Origin of the sequence: Effusibacillus pohliae DSM 22757, from assembly GCF_000376225.1 — a bacterium.
In the GTDB taxonomy this organism is placed as follows: Bacteria; Bacillota; Bacilli; order Tumebacillales; family Effusibacillaceae; genus Effusibacillus; species Effusibacillus pohliae.
Window position 1 is genome coordinate 19,216 of record NZ_AQXL01000114.1, and the last position, 20,460, is coordinate 39,675.

General features: G+C 54.5%; 21 protein-coding genes. 14 read left to right on the forward strand and 7 right to left on the reverse strand.

What is annotated here, in order from left to right:
* Window positions 1–46: 46 nt before the first annotated feature.
* The 8 genes from C230_RS0107365 (at window position 47) to C230_RS0107405 (ending at window position 6,890) form a co-directional block, all read left to right on the forward strand.
* Window positions 47–1,081 carry a YaaC family protein gene (locus C230_RS0107365; protein WP_018131387.1) on the forward strand — a complete coding sequence of 345 codons (1,035 nt, stop codon included), beginning with the start codon at window positions 47–49 and terminating at the stop codon, window positions 1,079–1,081.
* 12 nt (window positions 1,082–1,093) lie between these two features.
* Entirely contained in the window at window positions 1,094–2,035 is a 942-nt protein-coding gene (locus C230_RS0107370; RefSeq protein WP_018131388.1) for a polyprenyl synthetase family protein, read from the forward strand.
* Window positions 2,016–2,945 (forward strand): prenyltransferase, encoded by a 930-nt coding sequence (locus C230_RS21295; RefSeq protein ID WP_018131389.1) that lies wholly within the window; start codon window positions 2,016–2,018, stop codon window positions 2,943–2,945. The genes C230_RS0107370 and C230_RS21295 overlap by 20 nt, the downstream gene beginning before the upstream one ends.
* Window positions 2,946–3,206: 261 nt before the next feature.
* The gene (locus C230_RS0107385; RefSeq protein WP_018131391.1) at window positions 3,207–3,593 is read left to right on the forward strand and encodes a GntR family transcriptional regulator; all 387 of its coding nucleotides are present in this window, start codon (window positions 3,207–3,209) and stop codon (window positions 3,591–3,593) included.
* Window positions 3,590–4,285 carry an ABC transporter ATP-binding protein gene (locus C230_RS0107390; protein ID WP_018131392.1) on the forward strand — a complete coding sequence of 232 codons (696 nt, stop codon included), beginning with the start codon at window positions 3,590–3,592 and terminating at the stop codon, window positions 4,283–4,285. The genes C230_RS0107385 and C230_RS0107390 overlap by 4 nt, the downstream gene beginning before the upstream one ends.
* Entirely contained in the window at window positions 4,282–5,061 is a 780-nt protein-coding gene (locus tag C230_RS0107395) for an ABC transporter permease subunit (protein WP_018131393.1), read from the forward strand. The genes C230_RS0107390 and C230_RS0107395 overlap by 4 nt, the downstream gene beginning before the upstream one ends.
* A 177-nt stretch (window positions 5,062–5,238) precedes the next feature.
* On the forward strand, window positions 5,239–6,153 hold the full coding sequence (locus C230_RS0107400; RefSeq protein WP_018131394.1) for an ABC transporter ATP-binding protein: 915 nt from the start codon (window positions 5,239–5,241) through the stop codon (window positions 6,151–6,153).
* Complete coding sequence (locus C230_RS0107405) at window positions 6,150–6,890, forward strand: ABC transporter permease (protein ID WP_018131395.1); 741 nt, start codon at window positions 6,150–6,152, stop codon at window positions 6,888–6,890. Before C230_RS0107400 ends, C230_RS0107405 begins: the two co-directional genes overlap by 4 nt.
* 141 nt (window positions 6,891–7,031) lie before the next feature.
* Here C230_RS0107405 and gyrA read toward each other — a convergent pair whose 3' ends face one another.
* The 7 genes from gyrA to dnaA form a co-directional block, all read right to left on the reverse strand.
* Window positions 7,032–9,473 (reverse strand): DNA gyrase subunit A, encoded by a 2,442-nt coding sequence (gene gyrA, locus C230_RS0107410; protein WP_018131396.1) that lies wholly within the window; start codon window positions 9,471–9,473, stop codon window positions 7,032–7,034.
* A 109-nt stretch (window positions 9,474–9,582) separates the two neighbouring features.
* Window positions 9,583–11,484 carry a DNA topoisomerase (ATP-hydrolyzing) subunit B gene (gene gyrB, locus C230_RS0107415; protein WP_018131397.1) on the reverse strand — a complete coding sequence of 634 codons (1,902 nt, stop codon included), beginning with the start codon at window positions 11,482–11,484 and terminating at the stop codon, window positions 9,583–9,585.
* 102 nt (window positions 11,485–11,586) lie between these two features.
* Complete coding sequence (gene remB / locus C230_RS0107420) at window positions 11,587–11,844, reverse strand: extracellular matrix regulator RemB (RefSeq protein ID WP_018131398.1); 258 nt, start codon at window positions 11,842–11,844, stop codon at window positions 11,587–11,589.
* Between the two features lie 31 nt (window positions 11,845–11,875).
* On the reverse strand, window positions 11,876–12,988 hold the full coding sequence (gene recF, locus C230_RS0107425; protein ID WP_026174199.1) for a DNA replication/repair protein RecF: 1,113 nt from the start codon (window positions 12,986–12,988) through the stop codon (window positions 11,876–11,878).
* Complete coding sequence (gene yaaA / locus C230_RS0107430; protein WP_018131400.1) at window positions 12,985–13,212, reverse strand: S4 domain-containing protein YaaA; 228 nt, start codon at window positions 13,210–13,212, stop codon at window positions 12,985–12,987. Before yaaA ends, recF begins: the two co-directional genes overlap by 4 nt.
* A gap of 195 nt (window positions 13,213–13,407) precedes the next feature.
* Complete coding sequence (dnaN, locus tag C230_RS0107435; protein WP_018131401.1) at window positions 13,408–14,544, reverse strand: DNA polymerase III subunit beta; 1,137 nt, start codon at window positions 14,542–14,544, stop codon at window positions 13,408–13,410.
* Window positions 14,545–14,740: 196 nt separating this feature from the next.
* Complete coding sequence (dnaA, locus tag C230_RS0107440) at window positions 14,741–16,096, reverse strand: chromosomal replication initiator protein DnaA (protein ID WP_018131402.1); 1,356 nt, start codon at window positions 16,094–16,096, stop codon at window positions 14,741–14,743.
* 549 nt (window positions 16,097–16,645) lie between these two features.
* Between dnaA and rpmH the strand changes: the two genes are divergently transcribed.
* The 6 genes from rpmH (at window position 16,646) to mnmE (ending at window position 20,460) form a co-directional block, all read left to right on the forward strand.
* Window positions 16,646–16,780 (forward strand): 50S ribosomal protein L34, encoded by a 135-nt coding sequence (gene rpmH / locus C230_RS0107445; RefSeq protein ID WP_018131403.1) that lies wholly within the window; start codon window positions 16,646–16,648, stop codon window positions 16,778–16,780.
* Window positions 16,781–16,881: 101 nt separating this feature from the next.
* Window positions 16,882–17,220, forward strand: a complete 339-nt coding sequence (gene rnpA, locus C230_RS0107450) for a ribonuclease P protein component (protein ID WP_018131404.1) — start codon at window positions 16,882–16,884, stop codon at window positions 17,218–17,220.
* On the forward strand, window positions 17,217–17,438 hold the full coding sequence (yidD, locus tag C230_RS0107455; RefSeq protein WP_018131405.1) for a membrane protein insertion efficiency factor YidD: 222 nt from the start codon (window positions 17,217–17,219) through the stop codon (window positions 17,436–17,438). The genes rnpA and yidD overlap by 4 nt, the downstream gene beginning before the upstream one ends.
* A gap of 30 nt (window positions 17,439–17,468) precedes the next feature.
* Window positions 17,469–18,203 carry a YidC/Oxa1 family membrane protein insertase gene (locus C230_RS0107460; protein WP_018131406.1) on the forward strand — a complete coding sequence of 245 codons (735 nt, stop codon included), beginning with the start codon at window positions 17,469–17,471 and terminating at the stop codon, window positions 18,201–18,203.
* The gene (gene jag, locus C230_RS0107465; protein WP_018131407.1) at window positions 18,200–18,943 is read left to right on the forward strand and encodes an RNA-binding cell elongation regulator Jag/EloR; all 744 of its coding nucleotides are present in this window, start codon (window positions 18,200–18,202) and stop codon (window positions 18,941–18,943) included. The genes C230_RS0107460 and jag overlap by 4 nt, the downstream gene beginning before the upstream one ends.
* A gap of 137 nt (window positions 18,944–19,080) precedes the next feature.
* Window positions 19,081–20,460, forward strand: a complete 1,380-nt coding sequence (mnmE, locus tag C230_RS0107470; RefSeq protein WP_018131408.1) for a tRNA uridine-5-carboxymethylaminomethyl(34) synthesis GTPase MnmE — start codon at window positions 19,081–19,083, stop codon at window positions 20,458–20,460.

The window sequence follows — 20,460 nt, forward strand, 5'->3', positions numbered from 1 at the left end:
GGTCAACCACTCGGAACAGCGGGCAGAGCGGAAAGGAGGTTCTCGCATGCAATCGGTGACGCGGATTCGCACCGAAGAGCCTTACCGCAAAATGTGGGACACGTTTGTGTACTTTGAAAACGAACAGACGGCCAGCCGCTACCTGCGGGACCAATACGAAAAATCGGGGCTGCCGGAACCGCAACGGGCCGCTTATCAGGCGACGCCGAAACTGATTTTTGGCATCAAGCAGGCCCGCCAGTACTACCGGGCGGCGGAAACCTGCGACATCATGACCAAACCGCTGCTTTTGTATTACGGCATGATGAGTCTGGCGCGCGCGCTGATTGCCTGCCGCGACCCTGATTACCCCACGACCACCAGCGTACTGAAACATGGGCTCTCGACCCGCAAGCTGAAGCGCGATTCATACTGCTTTATTCAGGACGAAATTCGCGTCCAAAAAGACGGCCTGTTTGTCGTGCTGCACGAAATGCTGGGCGGCAGCCGTTTTTCCGAGCGGCAGCGGGTGGTCATGAAAGATCTGCTGGCCGTGCTGCCGGAGCTGATCCCCTGTTACCAGCGTCTGTACGGTTTGCCTTGCGTCTGCGAATTTGAACAAAAATCGGACGAGCACCATACGTATTGGGATTTGCCGCGCTGGATCCTGCAGGCGCGAGGGTATACGCGCGAGGAATTTCTCAACATGCTCAACCGGATGCATACAGACCCGTCTTCCCAGGCCAACCGGCCTGTTTTCTATCTTCAGGAGTGCGACCCTCCTGGCCGGCTGCATCTGCACCACGGCTCGCCTGTTGCCCACCATCCTCTGCTGATCGGTGATGTTACCGGCAAGATGCATATCCGCTACCCGCTGGCGGGAGACTTTTTGCTGCCGGAGATCAGCCTGCACTTTATGGTGATGTTCGTGTTGGGGATGCTCTGCCGGTATGAGACAGAGCGTTGGGGAGAGATGATCCTCACGTTTTTGTCGCAGGACGTGTATTTGATCAACGAATTCTTGAATCTGTCGATGCGGAAATTCCCCAACCTGATTTTGAACGAACTGTTCGGTGAACAGTACATCTTTTACAGCGTGTAAGGGGGGTGCCTCATGGATCATCCGTTGCTGCACAAAGTCGACCAAAAACTCCGCTACCTGTTGCGTACAGACATCCCGTCGCTCCGTCCGCTGGTCGACCATTTTATGCAAACCAGAGGCAAAGGCGTCCGTCCGTTGCTGGTGCTGCTATGCGGTGAAATCGCGGCGTCTCCTGTCAATCAATCGATCGATCTTGCAGCGGCTGTCGAGCTTTTGCATATGGCTTCGCTTGTGCATGACGATCTGGTCGATCATTCGGACCTCCGCCGCCAACAGGCGACGATCCACCGGCTTTGGGGTGAAAGAGCGGCCGTACTGGTCGGCGACTATTTTTTTGGCAAAATGCTGCGGGTGATCAGTGCCTATCCGCCGGCGGTCCCCCTTTTTGCGGCGGTGATCGAACATCTGGTGGGCGGCGAATTCCTGCAGGCGGACCAGCAATACGACGCTTGGCTGCCGGAAACGGAATACCTCAACCGCATCTACCACAAGACCGCATTTTTTATGGCGAACTGCTGCAAAATCGGCTGTCTGCCAGGCCATCTTGCGGCGAAAAAGAGCGAGGCACTCACGCGGTTCGGCTACTGTCTCGGTATGGCGTACCAACTTTGGGATGATCTGCAGGATATTCTCGAAACGCCCGATGCGATCGGAAAACCGGTGATGCAAGACGTCGCCAGGGGGGTCTACACACTGCCTTACCTGCACGCGTTTCAGTATGCAAACCGCCACTTTTCGTCCGATTCCGACAAACACCAGATTCCGCGGGAATCAATTGCATATACAGCCGGACTTGCAGCACAATACATTGAAAAATCGGCCCGCAGCCTGTCCGCACTCCCCCCCTCCAACGCCAAAAACGGACTGCTGCAAATCGCCTGGCGGTTAAAGACGAAAATCGAACAACTTCATTCGCTTCAGGAGGCGGATCGTCATGCTCCTTCGCTCGATTAAAGGCATGTGGTTGTTAATCCGGATTGTACCGGTCGTTTCATGGAGCTGGTGCGCGATCATCCTGTCGATCGGGTTTGCGGCGCACGACTTAAACGGATTTGCTTCACTGTCCTGGAATGTGATCGGCGTGATTCTGGCCGGTGCGCTTCTGTTGCAGGGGATAGTCGCCCATGCGTTCAACGACCGCACCGATTGGCGATCCGGCACCGACCGGAATTCGCCCGGCATCCTCTCGGGGGGGAGCAAAGTGATTCCGAAACAGTTGTATTCGGAACGGCAGTTGCTGTTTATTGGTGCCGCCGGGTTGCTAGCGGCAGCCGGTTTGGGAAAATATCTGAGCGCGCTGACCTCCAATTTTGTCTGGATCTATATTTTGATCGGAATGTGGGCAGCGGTGACGTATACCGTTCCGCCGTTTCGGCTTGCCTATTCCCCGCTAGCGGGGGAATGGTTGGCGGCGTTTCCGGCGATGGTCGCCTGTGCGCTTGGCACTTACTATGTGTTGACCGGTTCCCTGTCTACACCGGTCGTATGGGCGGCCGCCATCCACTCGCTCTTGTGCGTGGCCTGGCTGATGCAGCACCATTTGAGCGATATTGATGCGGATCTCGAAGCCACTCCGCGGAAAATGACAACGGTTGCCTATGTGGCAGCCCGTTGGGGCAAACAGGCCGCCCCGTACGTGGCAGCCGCCTATTTTCTGCTGGCCGCGTTCGTCAGCTTTCTCGCAACGCTTGCCGTCCACCCGATTTTTCTGTTTTCAGTGTTCTGCTCGCTGATGGGGGCAGCCGCCGCATGGAACACGAATCCGTTTAACATTGGAAATATCACATTCAATCAGCTGCGGATGATCGCGGTGACCATTTTGCACACGTTGCTGCTGTTTGGATTTGAGGTGCTGACAGCGTAGCATTTTTCGCGAATTCAATGAAACATGAATTGTAGAGCGGGGACAGAGGATGCCTTCCATACAAGGCATCTTTTTGTTTGACCAGAAAATCAGCCGGCAGCCGGCAAACAAACATACAACCAAGATTCATGTATATGAATTTTGCCTATTGCACTAAGTGTATTAAGTGATATAATACACTTCAGACATAAGAGTTCACAAAACCAGCTGCTTTTCCGACGAGAGATTAATCAATGATCTACCTGGTTGAGGAGGGATGTCATGGATGCGGTTGAAGTGGGGGGATTGCGCTTTCGGCTCGATCTCACAAAACCGTTGTACGAGCAAGTGCTTCAGCAGATACGATACGCAGTCGCGAGAGGAGAGATCACGTTGGGAACGAAAATTCCGTCCGTGCGGGAGTTGGCCCAACAATTGCGGATCAACCCGAATACGGTGATGAGAGCCTATCAGGAACTGGAACGTGACGGGCTGGTAGAAACAAGGCGGGGACAGGGGACGTTCATCACATCTTCGGCGGAAACGGTCGAGCAGGTTAAGAAAGTGCTGGCGGCAGAAGCGGTGCAATCGTTCGTTGATTCATTAAAGGCGCTGGGTATCGACCGCAAAACGGCGCAAATGCTCGTCGAGGAGGCGGAGTGGGAATGAATCTGGCGATCCGGATGCGCAATGTCGTCAAGACATATGATTCGAAACGGGTACTCGACGGATTGGACGCCGATTTTCCGGCAGGCGGCGTGATCGGGCTGCTCGGGCAAAATGGCGCCGGAAAATCGACGCTGTTCAAGATGATTGTCGGACTGGTCCGGCCGGACGCAGGAGAGATTCAGGTGTTTGGGCAAAAACCGGACTGGCGCCTCAATGCCGACATCGCGTACTTGCCCGACCGCGGGCGCTGGTACCCCCATCATTCGCTCGCTCAGGCGTTCGAATATGCCGAGGCTGTATTTCCCCGATTCGATCGGAACAAAGCGTTGGTCATGGCGGAAGAGATGGGCCTGGATCTGGAACAAAAGGTGGCTTCGCTGTCCAAAGGCCAGGAAGCGCGGCTGCTGTTGACGCTGTGCCTCGCCCGTGAGGCGAGGCTGGTGCTGCTGGACGAACCGTTTTCCGGCATCGATCTCGTCTCCCGCGAGCGGATCATTCAGGGAATCATCGATTCCATGATGGAACGTCCCCGCACGATCGTGATCAGCACGCATGAGATCCACGAAGCCGAAAGCCTGTTCGACCATGTGGTCATCATTGACCAGGGACGGGTGGTTCTCGCCGATGAAGCGGAAAAACTGCGGTCACAGCAAGCGTCGATCGAATCGATATACAGGAGGTTGTTCCGATGAGCGTGTTTGGGGCATTGGTGCAAAACAGTTTGAAGCTGAGGAAGCATCGGCCGGAGCGCTGGCGGTATGCCTGGCGAGCGTACCTCGCACTCGCGATCGTGTTGGGCCTGGGGTGGTATACGTGGGCGTTGCTTCACGGCAACGTGACCTCGCCATTTTTCTTCTGGTATTTGCCAGCTCTGGTGTTCGTGGGATTCTGGACCGGATATTCCCAAATCAAACGAGAATGGCGCGGTGGAACGGCCGGTTGGTGGCTGTCGCTGCCCTACCCGCGACACTGGCTCCTCGGCGCAAAGCTGGTGGCCGCAGGGATAAGGTATCTGCTGGTATTGGTCATCGGATATGTTTCGACTTTGATCCTGTTTTTCGAAGGGATATGGCTGCAGCCGAACGTTTGGAATGGGCAGATGTTGCTGTTCACCGCAGTTACCCTGGTCAAGTTGTTGCTGTTTCTGCTGTTAGGGGGGCCATTTTTTCTGACGTTTGGCCTGGCGCTCGGCGTGCTGCAACAGACGAGCTGGAAGGTGATCTCCCCTTTGTTTTGGCTGTTGTACATCGCGGTTGCAAACGTGCTGATGTGGAAGACATTTTCATCGCTCAATCTGGATGTCAACAAGGCGGATCGGTCGGGGTTCTGGATGTTCGTGTCCGGGCTGGTGCCGCAATTGCACGATATCGTGACGCTCTCCATCTTGATGCTGCTGGCATCCCTGGTGCTTGGCGGTCTGCTGTTCTGGTTCGCTACGCGGCTGCTGGAACGGCACGCAGAAGTATAAGGGCGATCGATCGGGTTTTTTGAAACCCCTTGCTTCATGAAAAGAAGAGAACCTGCCGGGCCGATGAGTGGCGGTGCTTTGTGCATCCACCGGCCGAGAATCAAAAGTCTAGCGGGTCAAAAAACCTGTCAAAAGGATTCAAAATGTCCGTTAAACCTGCCAAAGGAGGGCTTCGAAATGTCTGTTGCCATCGTAATTGAAGATTTGCACAAGCGATACAAAGACAACCACGCCGTGCGCGGGGTCAGTTTTACCGTTGAAAAAGGGGAAATCTTCGGAATCGTGGGTCCGAATGGGGCCGGGAAGACCACAACGATCGAGATCATGGAAGGTTTGCGCAAGCGGGATTCCGGTACCGTCCGGATTCTTGGACTGGATCCTGACCGTGACGCTTATGAGTTGCGCCAGCGGATCGGCGTTCAGTTTCAGTCCACATCCATTCAGGAGCGCATGAAGGTGGGCGAAGCGATCCGTCTGTTTGCCTCTTTCTACAGGCAGCGCGGAGATGTGGAGCGAATCGTTGAAACACTCGGTCTCAAAGACCGGTTGCATGCGCAGTTCAAAGACCTGTCGGGCGGCTGGAAACAGCGGGTGACGCTGGCGCTGGCCACGATTCACGATCCGGAAATCGTGTTTCTTGACGAGCCGAGCACCGGGCTGGATCCGCAAGCACGCCGGGAAATGTGGGATTTGATCCGGCAATTGCGGAATCAGGGGAAGACGATCGTAGTGACAACGCACTACATGGAAGAGGCAGAACGGCTCTGTGATCGAGTCGCAATGTTCAACAAAGGAAAGCTGGCGGCGTTGGACACCCCGAAGCGATTGGTCGCCCAATTGGCCGCCGCCAACTACCTGACGTTCGAATCGGCAGCAGCCGATCCCGATGTGATCCGCTTGCTGCCGGGCGTCGAACGGGTGGAACGGGACAATCTTACCGTTCGGGTGTACAGTTCGAATTTGCAACACACATCTATGCACTTGTTTCAAACGGCGGAACAGCAGAATTGGCAACTCGAGGCATTCCGTTTTGAGGTCGGGAGTCTGGATGACATTTTCGTACATTTCATGGAAGAGGGGCGTTCGGCATGAGTGCTTTCGCGCGTCTGACAGCCATCGAAATCAAGTTATTTTTCCGGGAAAAACAGGCTGTGTTTTGGACATTTTTGTTTCCAATGCTGATGATCTGGTTGTTCGGTTCGATGTTCGGCGATCAAAAAATCGGCCAGATGAGCTACAGCGATGCATACGTTCCGTCCTGGATCGCGGTGAATTTGCTGACCACGGCGCTCTTTACTATCGGCACCGTATTGGCCGGCTATCGTGAAAAAGGAGTTCTTCGCCGCTTCCAGGCAACCCCGTTGCGTCCGTGGGTAATGCTTGGCGCCCACATGGTGTTCGGTACGGTGGTGTTCCTGATCAGCGCGGTCGTGTTGATCGCGTTTGGGGCGGCAGCATTTGACTTGCACTTTCCCAAATTTCCGCTTAGCGCTGCAGCGGCCGCATTGTTGTCTCTTTGTGCCCTGTTCCCGTTCGCACTGTTTTTGACTTCTCTGGCCAAAAACACCCGTACGGCGTCCGCGATCAGTTCGTTGTTGCTGAACCTGATGATGTTTTTGTCCGGCGCCACGTTCCCGCTTGAAGTCATGCCCTCCTTCCTGAAAACGGTGGCCAAAACGTTGCCGTTGTATTATGTGGTCGATCTGATGCGCCAAACGTGGAATTTTTCAGCCATCTGGGAGAATCGTTTGGATGTGGCCGTGTTGTTCGGAATATTCGCAGTATCGACTGTATTGGCAACAAAATTTTTCCGCTGGAGCGCGGAGTAAGCAGCCAAACGAAACGAATGCAAACGGCCACATTTACGCAAAAAAGTGCCGTTTTCTTCTAGTTGAATGCATCCTGTTAATACAGCAAGTTCCATCTGCAGCAAAAACAGATGGAACTTGCTTGAAATCATTCCACCAGTCTCACGCTTCGTCCTCGTCGTCTTCGCTGGTCGCGACGCGGGCGACTGTGGACACTTCTTCGTCGTCTTTCAGGCTGATCAGTTTCACGCCTTGCGTATAGCGGCCAAGCTCGGAAATTTCCTTGATGCGCAGCCGGATGACCACGCCCGTGTTGGTGATGATCATCAGGTCTTCGTCGGGTGACACCACTTTCAGTCCGACTACGTGGCCGTTTTTCTCCGTCACGTTTAACGTTTTGATGCCTTTGCCGCCGCGGGTCTGCAGCCGGTAGTCCTGTTCGCTGGTACGTTTTCCGTAGCCGCGGGATGTAACGGCCAGGATGTCCCAGCCCGGCTGAATGATGTCCATATCGATCACCCGGTCGTCATCCTGCAGTTCAATCCCTTTCACGCCGGTCGCGGTACGGCCCATCGGCCGCACATCGCGTTCATGAAAACGAATCGACATGCCGTTTTGCGTACCCATGATAATCTCTCGATCCCCGTCGGTCAATCGCACGCCGAACAGTTCATCGTCGTCGCGGATCGTCAGGGCGATCAACCCCGCCTTGCGAATGTTGGCGAATTCGGTCAGCGAAGTCTTCTTGACGATGCCTTGCCGGGTCGCCATAAACAGGTACTGTCCGTCCGTGAAATCCTTCACCGGAATCACGGCCGACACGACTTCGCCTGGTTCAATGTTCAACAGGTTGATGATCGGGGTCCCTTTCGCCGCCCGGCCAAACTCCGGTATCTCGTACGCTTTCAGCCGGTAGACTTTGCCTTTGTTGGTGAAGAAGAGAATGTAATTGTGGGAAGACGTAATGAACAGATGTTCCACAAAATCCTCTTCTTTCGTCCCCATCGCGGTCACGCCGCGGCCGCCCCGGCGCTGGCTCCTGTAGGTGGAAGCGGGCAAGCGCTTCACATATCCGGCATGCGTGATGGTGACCACCACATCTTCCTGCGGGATCAGATCTTCCACGTCGATTTCGCCCTCGGCTGCGACGATCTGTGTGCGCCGGTCATCACCGAACCGCTCTTTGATCTCCGTCAGTTCGTCCCGGATGACGCCCATCAATTTCGCCTCGTCGGCGAGGATTTCTTTCAAATGGGCAATCAATTTCTGCAGCTCATTGTACTCGTTCTCGATCTTGTCGCGTTCCAAACCAGTCAACCGGCGCAGGCGCATGTCAAGGATCGCTTGTGCCTGTTCGGCGGTCAACCCGAACCGGCTCATTAACCCGTTGCGCGCTTCTTCATCTGTCGCCGACGCGCGGATTAGGGCGATCACCGCATCGATGTGATCGAGCGCAATCCGCAATCCTTCCAAAATATGGGCGCGCGCTTCCGCCTTGTTCAGATCGAACTGGGTGCGGCGGCGGATCACCTCTTTTTGGTGTTGCAGATAATAGTAAAGCGTATCGCGCAAATCCAGCACCTTCGGCTCGCCGTTGACAAGCGCCAGCGTATTGACGCCGAAGGTCGACTGCATCGGTGTATGTTTGAACAGGTTGTTCAGCACAACCTGCGGTTTCACATCGCGCCGCAGTTCGATCACGATGCGGATGCCCTTGCGGTTCGATTCGTCCCGCAAGTCGGTGATTCCGTCGATCTGCTTCTCCCGCACCAATTCCGCGATTCGTTCCACCAACCGCGCTTTGTTGACCTGATAGGGGATTTCCTTGACGATAATCTGAGATTTGCCACCCTTCGTCTCCTCGATTTCGGTGACAGCCCGCATGACGATCGATCCCTTGCCCGTCTGATACGCTTTGCGGATGCCGTCGCGGCCCAGAATCAAAGCGCCGGTCGGAAAATCGGGCCCTTTCACCACCGTCATCAGGTCGTTTACCGTGGCGTCCGGCCTGTCAATCAGCATCAGCACGCCGTCGATCACTTCCCGCAGATTGTGCGGAGGGATGTTGGTGGCCATCCCGACGGCGATGCCCGAAGAACCGTTTACCAGCAAGTTCGGAAACCGGGACGGCAACACGAGCGGTTCTTTTTCGCTGCCGTCATAGTTCGGTCCGAAATCAACCGTTTCCCTGTTAATGTCGCGCAGCAGTTCCATCGCGATCTGCGACATGCGCGACTCGGTGTAACGCATCGCGGCCGCCGCATCGCCGTCGATCGAACCGAAGTTCCCGTGGCCGTCGACCAACAGATAGCGGGTGGAGAAATCCTGCGCCATCCGCACCAGCGCGTCATAAACGGCAGAGTCTCCGTGCGGGTGGTATTTCCCCAATACATCCCCGACGATGCGCGCAGACTTCTTGTATGGTTTGTCCGGTGTGTTCCCCGCTTCGTACATCGCGTACAAAATACGGCGATGTACAGGCTTCAGTCCATCCCGTACGTCCGGAATCGCCCGGCTGACGATTACGCTCATCGCGTAATCCAGGAAGGAACTGCGCAGTTCTTCACTTATGTCAATCGGTAACACTTTGCCTGTTTCCGGCATTCGATTCCCTCCAAGGTTGCTCTTGCGAGTCCTGCCGAAGCGTTTTGTAGCCTATGAGTAAAAAAGAATCGGATTCGTGACGCAGTCGTTCGTCATTTTCGTTGCTCGGCTAAATGTCCAGATTGCGTACAAATTTGGCGTTTTCCTCGATGAATTCCCGGCGCGGTTCGACCCGGTCGCCCATCAGCTTGTCAAAAATCATGTCCGCCTCCGCCGCATCATCCATCGACACCTGCAGCAATGTGCGGTATTCCGGATCCATCGTCGTCTCCCACAGCTGGTCCGGATTCATTTCGCCAAGCCCCTTGTACCGCTGGATGCCGACGCCGGTGCGGCCCAACTCGTCGAGAATCCGTTCCAGATCCTTGTCGTTATACGCATACAGCGTCTGTTTGCCCTTGCTCACCTTGTACAGCGGCGGTTGCGCGATATAGATATACCCGGCATCGATCAACGGTTTCATATACCGGTAAAAGAACGTCAGCAGCAAAATCCGGATGTGCGAGCCGTCCACATCCGCGTCTGTCATGATCACGATTTTGTGGTAGCGTGCTTTCGACAGATCAAAATCGTCTCCGATACCTGTGCCGATCGCCGTAATGATCGCCCGGATTTCCGTGTTTGAGAGAATTTTGTCCAAGCGGGCTTTCTCCACATTCAGGATCTTTCCGCGCAGCGGCAGAATCGCCTGGAATTTGCTGTCGCGCCCCTGCTTGGCCGATCCGCCGGCTGAATCCCCCTCGACGATGTACAGTTCGGAAATGGAAGCGTCGCGCGACGTGCAGTCGGCCAGTTTTCCCGGCAGCGAGCCTACTTCCAGAGCGCTTTTGCGGCGTGTAAGGTCGCGCGCTTTCCGTGCAGCTTCCCGCGCCCGTGCGGCCATCAGCGCCTTATCCACAATCCTCTTGGCGACGGCCGGATTTTCATTCAGAAAATCGGTGAACTTCTCGCCGAACAATGTCTGGACGATGCCTCTCACTTCCGAGTTGCTCAGCTTCGTTTTCGTTTGGCCTTCAAACTGCGGATCGGGAATTTTCACGGAAATGACGGCCGTCAGCCCCTCCTGCACATCGTCCCCGTCCAGTTTCATGTCCTCTTTCAGCAGGTTCATCCGTTTTCCGTACTCGTTGATGACGCGGGTGAGAGCGCTTTTGAACCCAATTTCGTGCGTTCCGCCCTCATATGTGTTGATGTTGTTGGCAAACGAATGGATGTTGGTGGAAAAACCGTCATTGTATTGCAGCGCAATTTCCGCAATGATGCCGTCTTTCTCGCCCGCCACAAACACCGGGTCATGCAGCGTTTGCTTGTTTTGATTGAGATATTCAACAAATGACGCAATTCCGCCCTCGTATTGGAAGATCTGGCTTTTGCCGTACCGCTCGTCCGTCAGCGAAATCGTGATGCCCGCGTTCAGAAAGGCGAGTTCGCGCAGCCGCGACTGCAGTGTATCGTACGAAAACTCGGTGGTCTCGGTAAAAATTTCGGGATCCGGTTTAAAAGTGATCGTCGTGCCCGTCTCACTCGTTTCGCCAACCACTTCCAGCGGAGTGACCGTCTTGCCCCGTTCAAATCGCTGCCGGTGGATTTTTCCTTCCCGTTTGACCTCCACCACCAGCCATTCGGACAGGGCGTTCACCACCGACGAGCCGACGCCGTGCAGACCGCCCGACACCTTGTACCCTTCGCCGCCGAACTTGCCGCCGGCGTGCAGCACGGTCAAGACCACTTCGACCGTCGGAATCCCCATTTTCGGATGGATGCCGACCGGGATTCCGCTGCCGTTATCGCGGACCGTCACACTGTTGTCAGGGTGAATCGTGACGTCAATCGTATCGCATCGTCCTGCGAGCGCCTCGTCGATACTGTTGTCGACGATCTCCCACACCAGGTGATGCAATCCGCGCGCACTAGTCGATCCGATGTACATGCCGGGGCGCTTGCGAACCGCCTCCAGTCCTTCCAACACCTGTATCTGGGACTCGTCATATACGTGCGTCTCTTGCGTCATCCATGTCCCTCCGATTCCATATCATACCCGTAAATTTTACCATATCTGACGTTCACAACGCAAAAAATCAAGAAAGCACGCCACCGCGTGCAATCGCTCCTCCTATCTTTCGTCAAGATCCTCGAGGAAACCTGCCCGTTTTTTCAGCGTCAACGAAGAAATCGGCGAAAAATACACTTTGCGGTTGGTGACCACAAACGATTTGCTCTCGTTTTCATCGACCACCACGACAAATCCTTCCTCTTCCGCTACCTTCAAAAATTCCTGGGTGCTGTCCGCCGCCTCTTTCATCTTGAGATCGAAAATAGCGATCACTTCCTTGCTGGAAACCATCACGTCGCCGCCCAAATGGATGAACATCAAAACACCCGCCTTTCCGCCACACCGATTTTTACGATTCGCTGACAGTCCCGTTGCGAACCCGGTAGACAACCGCTTTCTCCCGCATCAATTGTTCGAGCCCGTAGGTCATGGTGGTCGTGATCAATGTTTGCACCCGTTCGCCCATGCCGTCTAGCAGATGGAGCTGCCGCATCTCGTCCAGTTCCGACAGCACGTCGTCCAACAGCAAAACCGGATACTCGCCAACCTCATGCCGGATCAGCTCGATCTCGGCCAGCTTTATCGACAGCGCGGCCGTTCTTTGTTGCCCTTGCGATCCGTATGTCTGTACATCTTTGCCGTCAATCCGCACTTCGATATCGTCCCGGTGCGGTCCGACAGACGTCGACCCTCGGCGAAAATCGTCCTTCTGCCGGACGGCCAATTGTGCACGAAACCGGTCAGCCAACGCATCCGGAGAATCCCCTTGCTGCAAAAGCGAACATTTGTACTCCAACGTCAATTCTTCTCCGCCGGAGGTGATCCGCTTGTGAATCTCCGCTGAAAATTGCTGCAGTTTGTCCACGAATTCGAGGCGCTTGCGGATGATTTTCGTCCCGTACTCGACCAGCTGTTCGTCCCAGACGGCCAGTGTTCCCAAGAGCCCGCTATCGACCCGCTCGCTGTCTTTCAGAATGTTGTTCCGCTGCTGCAGCACTTTCTGGTAGCGCGACAGATTATGCAGGTATTGAGGGCTCATCTGCCCCAGTTCGATGTCGAGAAACCGCCGCCTGACCTGCGGCCCGCCTTTGACGAGCAGCAAATCCTCAGGGGCGAACAGCACCACGTTCAGATGGCCGATAAAATCGCTGATCTTCCGTTTTTCGACGCCGTTGACCCGGACTTTTTTGCCCCGTTCGAAAATGTTCAGGTCGAGCGAATAGGTTCGCCGGCTGCGCTCCACTTTTCCTGACACCCACGCCGATTCTGCTCCCCAGCGGATCATCTCCGCATCGCGCCCGGCCCGGTGCGACTTGGCCAAAGCGAGAAGCAGCACGCTTTCCAGGATATTCGTCTTGCCCTGCGCGTTTTGCCCGACAAAGATCGTGACCTGCGGAGACAGACGGAGGGAAAGCGACCGGTAGTTGCGAAAATCCCGCAATTCCAATGTTTGCAGTCTCATACCGGCTGTTCGCGCTTCAGGATCAACCGGCCAATCCCTGCGATCTCCACCACATCGCCGTCACGCAGCTTGCGCCCGCGCCGGTTCTCCGCTTCCCCATTGACCCGGATCGGGGTTTCCTGTAAAAACGTTTTGACCTCGCCGCCGGAACCGACAATATCTGCATATTTCAGCAACTGCCCCAACGTGATTTCGTCCGATATGAGAATCACTTCGCGAGCCAAGAGCAACATCCTCCAACCTATCCCCCGCCAAGTGGCGCGAATTTTTGCAGCATATTCCGAGTGCTTCCCCCCAGAGGAGATATAGGGTGACTTGGCAATTTCGTTGCCATAGCGCCACTTATACACTTTTGGTGCAAGTGACACTTCGGCAGTACAACTGCCGAGTCCTCCTATGGGCGGGAACCCAAGTAATTATTAATTGATGCGAACGGGCAAAATTAGGTGAATATAGTTTGGGTAGTCCGGTTGTTTGATCAGAAACGGACTCATCGAACCTGTAAATTCTACCGTAATCTCTTCCCCTTCCACAACCCGCAGCGCGTCGATCACGTATTTGGCGTTGAACGCGATCAGCAGTTCGTCACCACTGAATTCGGACGGATGGATCGTTTCCGACACCTTGCCGATCTCCGCCGAAGTCGACGAAATCTCCAACCGGTCCGGCTTGATGTTCAAACGCACCACATGGTTATCGTTATCGCGCGCGATCAGGGCGGCCCGTTCCACCGCATCCAGCAGAACTTTCGTACCGACGCGGATTTTCGTTTTGAACACGGTCGGAATGATGCGCGACGTATCCGGGTATTGTCCTTCGATCAAGCGCGAATAGAACTTCGTATGTTCCAGTTTGAACAAAATCTGGTTGTCGGCAATCACCACGTCCACCAGGCTGTCATCGTCAGGCAGTAGGCGGCCTAACTCGGACAAGCTTCTGCCCGGAATGATCACATTGCCAAACGCCAGAGCAGCGGGCGCTTCCACCGCCGCAGTCCGCTGCGCCAGCCGGTGGCTGTCGGTTGCAACAAACCGGAGCTGCCCATCGTTGAGAGAAGCGACGACACCGGTCAGCACCGGCCGTATCTCTTCCGTGGAAACAGCCGGGACCGTCTGCCGGATCATATCTTTTAACACAACAGCCGGGATGCTGAACGTCTGATCCCCGGAAATCTGCGGCAATCTGGGAAATTCCTCAGGATGCAGCCCGTGCAGCATAAACTCGGAGGAACCGGAACGAATCACCGTCAGATAATTTTGCTTGACTTCCAGTTCTACCGTCGAATACGGCAGTTTCCGGACGATTTCCGAAAAATAACGGGCGGACAGAACGATCGCCCCTTCTTCCATAATCTGCACCTTCGGCTCTTCCCCTATGTCCGCGGGAAGGATCGTTTCAATGCCCGTTTCCAGGTCGGTGGCGGTCATTTTCAGACCGTTCCGCTCGGCGGCAATCTTAATGCCCGACAAAACGGGCATCGTTGTTTTGCTCGACACCGCCTTTTGCACGTTTTGAATGGCAGACAGCAGCGTGTTGCGGTCAATCGAAAGTTTCACCCAAAAAATCCTCCTCGTTTGGTCATAAGCGATCCGTGACATGCATATATTATTCTTTTGAATCGTTTTTGGTAGTCATCATCATAGTAAGCGCTGTGGATTTGTGGATAAGGTCTGTGAATTCCTGGTTTATCCCATTTTGCGGTTGTGGACAATCTGTCGATAAGTCTGTTCCGGCTATCCACAGGATCAACAGCTAGACGCCGATTTTTTCTTTCAGCATCTCGATCGTTTGCCGCAAGGAAAAATTGTTCTCCAGCTCCTTCGAGATCTTCTCGTGCGCGTGAATCACCGTCGTATGGTCGCGGCCGCCGAATTCGTCGCCGATTCGCGGCAGGGAAAAATCGGTCAACTCGCGCGCCAGATACATGGCGATCTGACGGGGGAATGCGATCGCTTTCGTCCGTTTTTTTGCCTTAAAATCTTCGATCCGCAGATCAAAGTGTTCGCTGACCACCTTTTGGATCTCCTGAATCGTGATCGTTTTCGGCCGGTTGTCGGAGATGATGTCTTTCAGCGCTTCCGCCGCCAGTTCGGCGTTCAGGTCCTTGTTGATCAGCGAGGAAAACGCGACCACCCGGATCAGCGCTCCTTCCAGCTCCCGGATGTTGGTATCGATCTTGTTGGCGATGTACATGATTACATCGTTCGGGATGTTGAGGCCGTCCGCTTTCGCTTTTTTGCGCAGAATCGCCACGCGCGTTTCCAGATCGGGCGGCTGGATGTCGGTGATCAACCCCCATTCGAAGCGGGAACGCAGCCGGTCTTCCAGTGTAGGAATGTCTTTCGGCGGACGGTCGCTGGAGATCACGATCTGCTTGTTTTCTTCATGCAGCGTGTTGAACGTATGGAAAAATTCCTCCTGGGTCTGTTCTTTTCCGGCCAGAAACTGAATATCATCGATCAGGAGTACGTCAATGTTCCGGTACTTGTTGCGAAAATCTTCCGTTCGGTTGTACTGGATGGCGTTGATGAACTCGTTGGTAAATTTTTCCGAAGAGATATAGACCACTTTCGCCGTCGGATTGTGCTCCAGCACGTAATGTCCGATCGCGTGCATCAAATGCGTTTTGCCCAAACCAACTCCGCCGTAGATAAAGAACGGGTTGTACGCTTTCGCCGGCGCTTCCGCGACCGCCAAGGCGGCAGCGTGCGCAAACCGGTTGCCGGCGCCGATGACAAACGTTTCGAACGTGTATTTCGGGTTGAGGGCGGAGGGTATGTATTCCTCGGACAGGTCTCTGTCCGCCCGGGCAGCGGCTGCACGCTTTGTTTCTTTTGACGCAAACTGTTCTTCCGAAATTTGCGGGATCACAAATTTCACCGACATATCGCGCAGGGTGATCGCCGATAACGTTTCTTTGATGATCCCGAGGTACCTCGATTCCAGCCAGTCGCGGGCGAAATCGTTCGGGACGCTGACGACCAAGGTACTGCCTTCCAGCGACAGCGGTTTGGTCGCTTTGAACCAGGTTTCAAAACTCGGTTTCGATAAAGTCTGTTCCAGTAAGGAAAGTGCTTTCTGCCAGAGTTCGCCGGCCTGTCGATCCATGGATCCTACATACCTCCCAAATCTCAAGAACAATTGCCAAGACGAAAAAAAAATTCACCCCAAACGGCTCCCCTGCAGGAAACTGTGGATCATTCCGATAGGCGAATTTTGTCGTACGTTCGTGGATTTCGACAGGATTTGCAAGTCCTAGCTGAGGAAATGTGGATACGATTCTTCCATACGAGGATAAGTATTCACAATGTTATCCACAGTCTGTGGACAAGCATGTGCATAAACATCAGTTATCCACTGTTGTGACAAAACCATGATACCAAAAATGATGACGTATCTGCAATGGGTATTTCCCAACTTATCCACAAAGCTGACACGATTCAGCAGCGACCGTGCACAACCTTGTGGATTGTGGATAATCTGTTAAAAAATTTGTCGAATCTTGTGGATGAGACAAACCGGACGGTCCGCAGTTATGCACAGTCCCCGGCGGCTTGACACCAGACGGCTGAAAGTCTATAATGACTTAGTATGTTGCGATAGGTATGCGCAAGAAAATGAACCGTTTTCTTTTTCGATACAGGAGGTGTAGCAAGCATGAAACCGACGTTCCAGCCGAATGTACGCAAGCGCAAGAAAGTTCACGGTTTCCGGAAACGCATGAGCACGAAAAACGGCCGTAAAGTTCTAGCCGCACGCCGCCGTAAAGGGAGAAAGGTATTATCCGCATAAGGCCACAATGTTTTGTGGCCTTTTTTCTGCAATTTAACATGTAACTTTGCCAGGAAAAATGTTTAAACCGCCGGTTTTTTCGCACATAATGAGAGGTAGACATGAATCGAAAACATCGTCTCAAGGACAATCGGGATTTTCAGCGAGTGTTTCAGCGAGGCAAATCGTTTGCCAACCGGTATCTGGTGCTCTACCATGCGCCCAACCAGGAGGGGCATTACCGGGTGGGGCTGTCCGTATCGAAAAAAGTCGGCAACGCGGTGGTGCGCAACCGGGTGAAGCGCTATCTGCGGGAAGCGGTTCGTGCCCAACAACTGGATCCGGCGTTGCCGGTCGATTTTGTGATCATCGCCCGGCCGTCGGCAGCCGATCTGGACTTTGACGGGTTTCGCAAAAATCTAGTACACTTACTTTTGAAAACGGGATACATAAAAAGATGAAACGGATCGCACTTTTGCTTATCCAATTTTATCGAAACTGGATTTCGCCCTTGAAACCGCCTACTTGCCGGTTTTATCCGACCTGCTCGGCATATGCTCTGGAAGCGATCGAGAAACATGGCTTGTGGCGGGGAGGCTGGTTGATTGCGATACGCTTGGTGAAATGCGGACCGTGGCATCCCGGCGGGCATGATCCCGTTCCGAACGTAAAAAAATAGGGATTTCGCCATTTAGGAGGGGACATCTGCTTGAAGAAGATCGGTTTCTGGTCAGTATTGGCATTTTTGTCTGTTACGCTCACCGGTTGCGGAGCGAGTCCTGCCGGAACGCTCGACCGCTCCGGCATTTGGGGCAGTTTTGTCGGGCTGATTTCGGATGGGATCGATTATTTTGCCAAACTGGTCCATGATTACGGGATCTCGATTCTGATCGTGACGCTGATTATTCGTATCATCATCTTCCCGTTGATGTACAAACAGTTGAAACATTCGAAGATCATGCAGGAACTGCAGCCGGAAATGGCGAAAATCCGGGAAAAGTACAAAAACGATCCGCAAAAAATGCAGCAGGAAATGGTCAAGCTGTTCCAGGCGAAGGGGACCAATCCGTTGGCCGGCTGTTTTCCGGTGCTGGTCCAACTGCCGATTTTGATGGCGTTGTACCAGGCGATCATGTTCAACGCGCATATTAAGACGGCCAAGTTCCTCGGGCTGGTGACACTGGGAGTGCCGGAACATTTCGTGTTGCCCGTCTTGGCCGCCTTGACCACGTACATTCAGACGCGGATGACGATGATGAACCCGAACGATCCGCAGCAAAAGATGATGTTGTACATCATGCCGGCGATGATTTTCTTTTTCGCGTTTACATTCCCGGCTGCGCTGTCGCTGTACTGGGTGTTTGGGAACATCCTGACGATCATTCAGTATTATTTCTTGAAGCGACCGCAAAAGGCGGCGACTCAGGGAGGCCCTGCCAAATGAAAAAAGTGATCGCCACGGGCAAAACAATTGAAGAGGCAATGCGAGTCGCATTGAGCAAGCTCGGGGTTGCGGAAGACCAGGTGGAAGTGCGCGTTTTGAAACAGCCGTCACGCGGGTTTTTGGGCCTGATTGGCGCGCGCGAAGCGGAAATCGAGGTGTCAGTGAAGGAATCCAGCTTGCGGCAGGCGATCGGGCGGGCGGGGCCTGTTGCGCCCGCCGACGTTTTGCCGGAAGAAGATCCGCAGCGGGCGGTGGAACATGCGGAGGATGCTGATACACAGCGAGCTGTTGAGCAGGCGCTGGAATTTCTGCGGAATGTGATCCGCTCGATGGGGCTGCGGGCCGAAGTGGCGGTCAGCCAGAGCAGTGACGGGCATTACCTGTTCCAGGTGCAAGGCGACCGAATGGGGATTCTGATCGGCCGGCGCGGGCAGACGCTGGACGCGCTGCAGTATCTTGTCAATCTTGTGGCCAACAAGCATTCGCGCACATTTTTGCGGATCGTGCTCGACGCGGAAGGATACCGCGCCCGCCGGAAGGAGACATTGGAGCGGTTGGCCGACCGGATGGCGAAACAGGCGATCAAAGAGCGGCAGAATATCGAGTTGGAGCCGATGCCGGCACACGAGCGAAAAATTATCCACACCTATCTGCAGGGCCACTCGCGGGTGGGAACCCGCAGTGTCGGCGAGGAACCGAACCGGAAAGTCCTGATTTATCTGAAATCATTCACAAAATGATGCACAAAACCCAATTGTCCACATGTGGATAACCGTCATCTGAGCGATGGCGGTTTTTTGCGTCTCTATGGTGGGGAGATTGATTATGTTACAATGAAATGTGCACAATGAGTTGTAAACAGTGTGGAGGATTTTGTATGTTCGAATTCGATACGATCGCTGCGATTGCCACTGCGTTGGGCGAAGGCAGCGTCGGCATTATCAGGGTGAGCGGTCCCGATTCGATTCGGATTGTGGATAAAGTGTTTCGTTCGAAAAAAAGTTTGCAGGAAGCGGACACCCATACGCTTCATTATGGCCATATCGTCGATCCGCAAACGGGTGATCCTGTGGATGAAGTGTTGGTCGCGGTGATGCGGGCGCCGCGCAGTTACACGATGGAGGATGTGGTCGAAGTTCACTGCCACGGAGGGATCGTCGTGGTGCAGCGCGTGCTGCAGGTCGTGTTGGCAGCCGGTGCCCGTCTGGCGGAGCCGGGGGAATTCACCAAACGGGCGTTTTTGAATGGGAGGATCGATTTGTCGCAGGCGGAAGCGGTGATCGATCTGATCCGCTCAAAGACTGATTCTTCGATGAAACTGGCGCTCAGGCAGGTGGAGGGTCTGTTGAGCAAGAAAATCCGGTCGCTGCGGCAGTCGATGATCGAACTGCTGGCCCACATCGAAGTGACGATCGACTATCCAGAACACGATGTGGAAGATGTGACGATTCGCCATATCCTTCGGCAAGGTACGGCGATGCTGGAGGAGATCGATCGCCTGCTGGAGGGCGCCAGGATGGGACGGATTTTGCGGGAAGGCATCCGGACGGTGATTATCGGCCGGCCGAATGTGGGGAAGTCGTCACTGCTGAACGCGCTGTCGCGCACCGACCGGGCGATTGTGACTGATATTCCGGGAACGACGCGCGACATCTTGGAGGAACAGGTGAGCATTCGCGGGATTCCGTTGCAGATCATCGACACGGCGGGCATCCGCGAGACGGAGGATGTCGTGGAGCGGATCGGGGTGGAACGAAGCCGCAGCGCCTTGGAGGAAGCGGATCTGGTGCTGTTCATGCTGGACGCCAGCCGCGAATTGTCCGAGGTGGATCGCGAGCTTTTGACGAACATTCAGGGAAAGCCTGCTATTCTGATTCTGAATAAATTGGATTTGCCGCGAAAAATCGATACCGATCAGATGAAGCAGCTGGCCGCGGACGCCCCGCTTGTGGAAATGTCGATCAAAGAGGGACGCGGCATCGAGCAGCTGGAAGCGGAAGTGGAACGGCTGTTTCTGGCTGGCGGGATTGACGGCAAGGAAGCGGCTTACGTATCGAATACCCGCCACATCGCGTTGCTGGAAAAAGCGAAGCGGCAGCTGGAGGAAGCGATCGCTTCGGCGAATGCCGGTATGACGCTTGATCTGGTGGCGGTCGAGATCCGCGAGGCGTGGGAGACGCTGGGGGAAGTGATCGGCGAGGCGGTCGGCGAGGATCTATTGGATCAGATTTTCTCGCAGTTTTGTTTGGGCAAATAG

What these genes read in the sequence shown, in the direction of transcription:
- C230_RS0107405 (WP_018131395.1), top strand. Translation starts at nt 6,150, where the DNA reads ATGAGTGCTTTCGCGCGTCTGACAGCCATCGAAATCAAGTTATTTTTC.
- jag (WP_018131407.1), top strand. Translation starts at nt 18,200, where the DNA reads ATGAAAAAAGTGATCGCCACGGGCAAAACAATTGAAGAGGCAATGCGA.
- gyrB (WP_018131397.1), bottom strand. Translation starts at nt 11,484, where the DNA reads ATGACGCAAGAGACGCACGTATATGACGAGTCCCAGATACAGGTGTTG.
- C230_RS0107390 (WP_018131392.1), top strand. Translation starts at nt 3,590, where the DNA reads ATGAATCTGGCGATCCGGATGCGCAATGTCGTCAAGACATATGATTCG.
- C230_RS0107385 (WP_018131391.1), top strand. Translation starts at nt 3,207, where the DNA reads ATGGATGCGGTTGAAGTGGGGGGATTGCGCTTTCGGCTCGATCTCACA.
- rpmH (WP_018131403.1), top strand. Translation starts at nt 16,646, where the DNA reads ATGAAACCGACGTTCCAGCCGAATGTACGCAAGCGCAAGAAAGTTCAC.
- C230_RS0107395 (WP_018131393.1), top strand. Translation starts at nt 4,282, where the DNA reads ATGAGCGTGTTTGGGGCATTGGTGCAAAACAGTTTGAAGCTGAGGAAG.
- mnmE (WP_018131408.1), top strand. Translation starts at nt 19,081, where the DNA reads ATGTTCGAATTCGATACGATCGCTGCGATTGCCACTGCGTTGGGCGAA.
- C230_RS21295 (WP_018131389.1), top strand. Translation starts at nt 2,016, where the DNA reads ATGCTCCTTCGCTCGATTAAAGGCATGTGGTTGTTAATCCGGATTGTA.
- gyrA (WP_018131396.1), bottom strand. Translation starts at nt 9,473, where the DNA reads ATGCCGGAAACAGGCAAAGTGTTACCGATTGACATAAGTGAAGAACTG.
- recF (WP_026174199.1), bottom strand. Translation starts at nt 12,988, where the DNA reads ATGAGACTGCAAACATTGGAATTGCGGGATTTTCGCAACTACCGGTCG.
- yidD (WP_018131405.1), top strand. Translation starts at nt 17,217, where the DNA reads ATGAAACGGATCGCACTTTTGCTTATCCAATTTTATCGAAACTGGATT.
- C230_RS0107400 (WP_018131394.1), top strand. Translation starts at nt 5,239, where the DNA reads ATGTCTGTTGCCATCGTAATTGAAGATTTGCACAAGCGATACAAAGAC.
- rnpA (WP_018131404.1), top strand. Translation starts at nt 16,882, where the DNA reads ATGAATCGAAAACATCGTCTCAAGGACAATCGGGATTTTCAGCGAGTG.
- dnaA (WP_018131402.1), bottom strand. Translation starts at nt 16,096, where the DNA reads ATGGATCGACAGGCCGGCGAACTCTGGCAGAAAGCACTTTCCTTACTG.
- C230_RS0107365 (WP_018131387.1), top strand. Translation starts at nt 47, where the DNA reads ATGCAATCGGTGACGCGGATTCGCACCGAAGAGCCTTACCGCAAAATG.
- remB (WP_018131398.1), bottom strand. Translation starts at nt 11,844, where the DNA reads ATGTTCATCCATTTGGGCGGCGACGTGATGGTTTCCAGCAAGGAAGTG.
- C230_RS0107370 (WP_018131388.1), top strand. Translation starts at nt 1,094, where the DNA reads ATGGATCATCCGTTGCTGCACAAAGTCGACCAAAAACTCCGCTACCTG.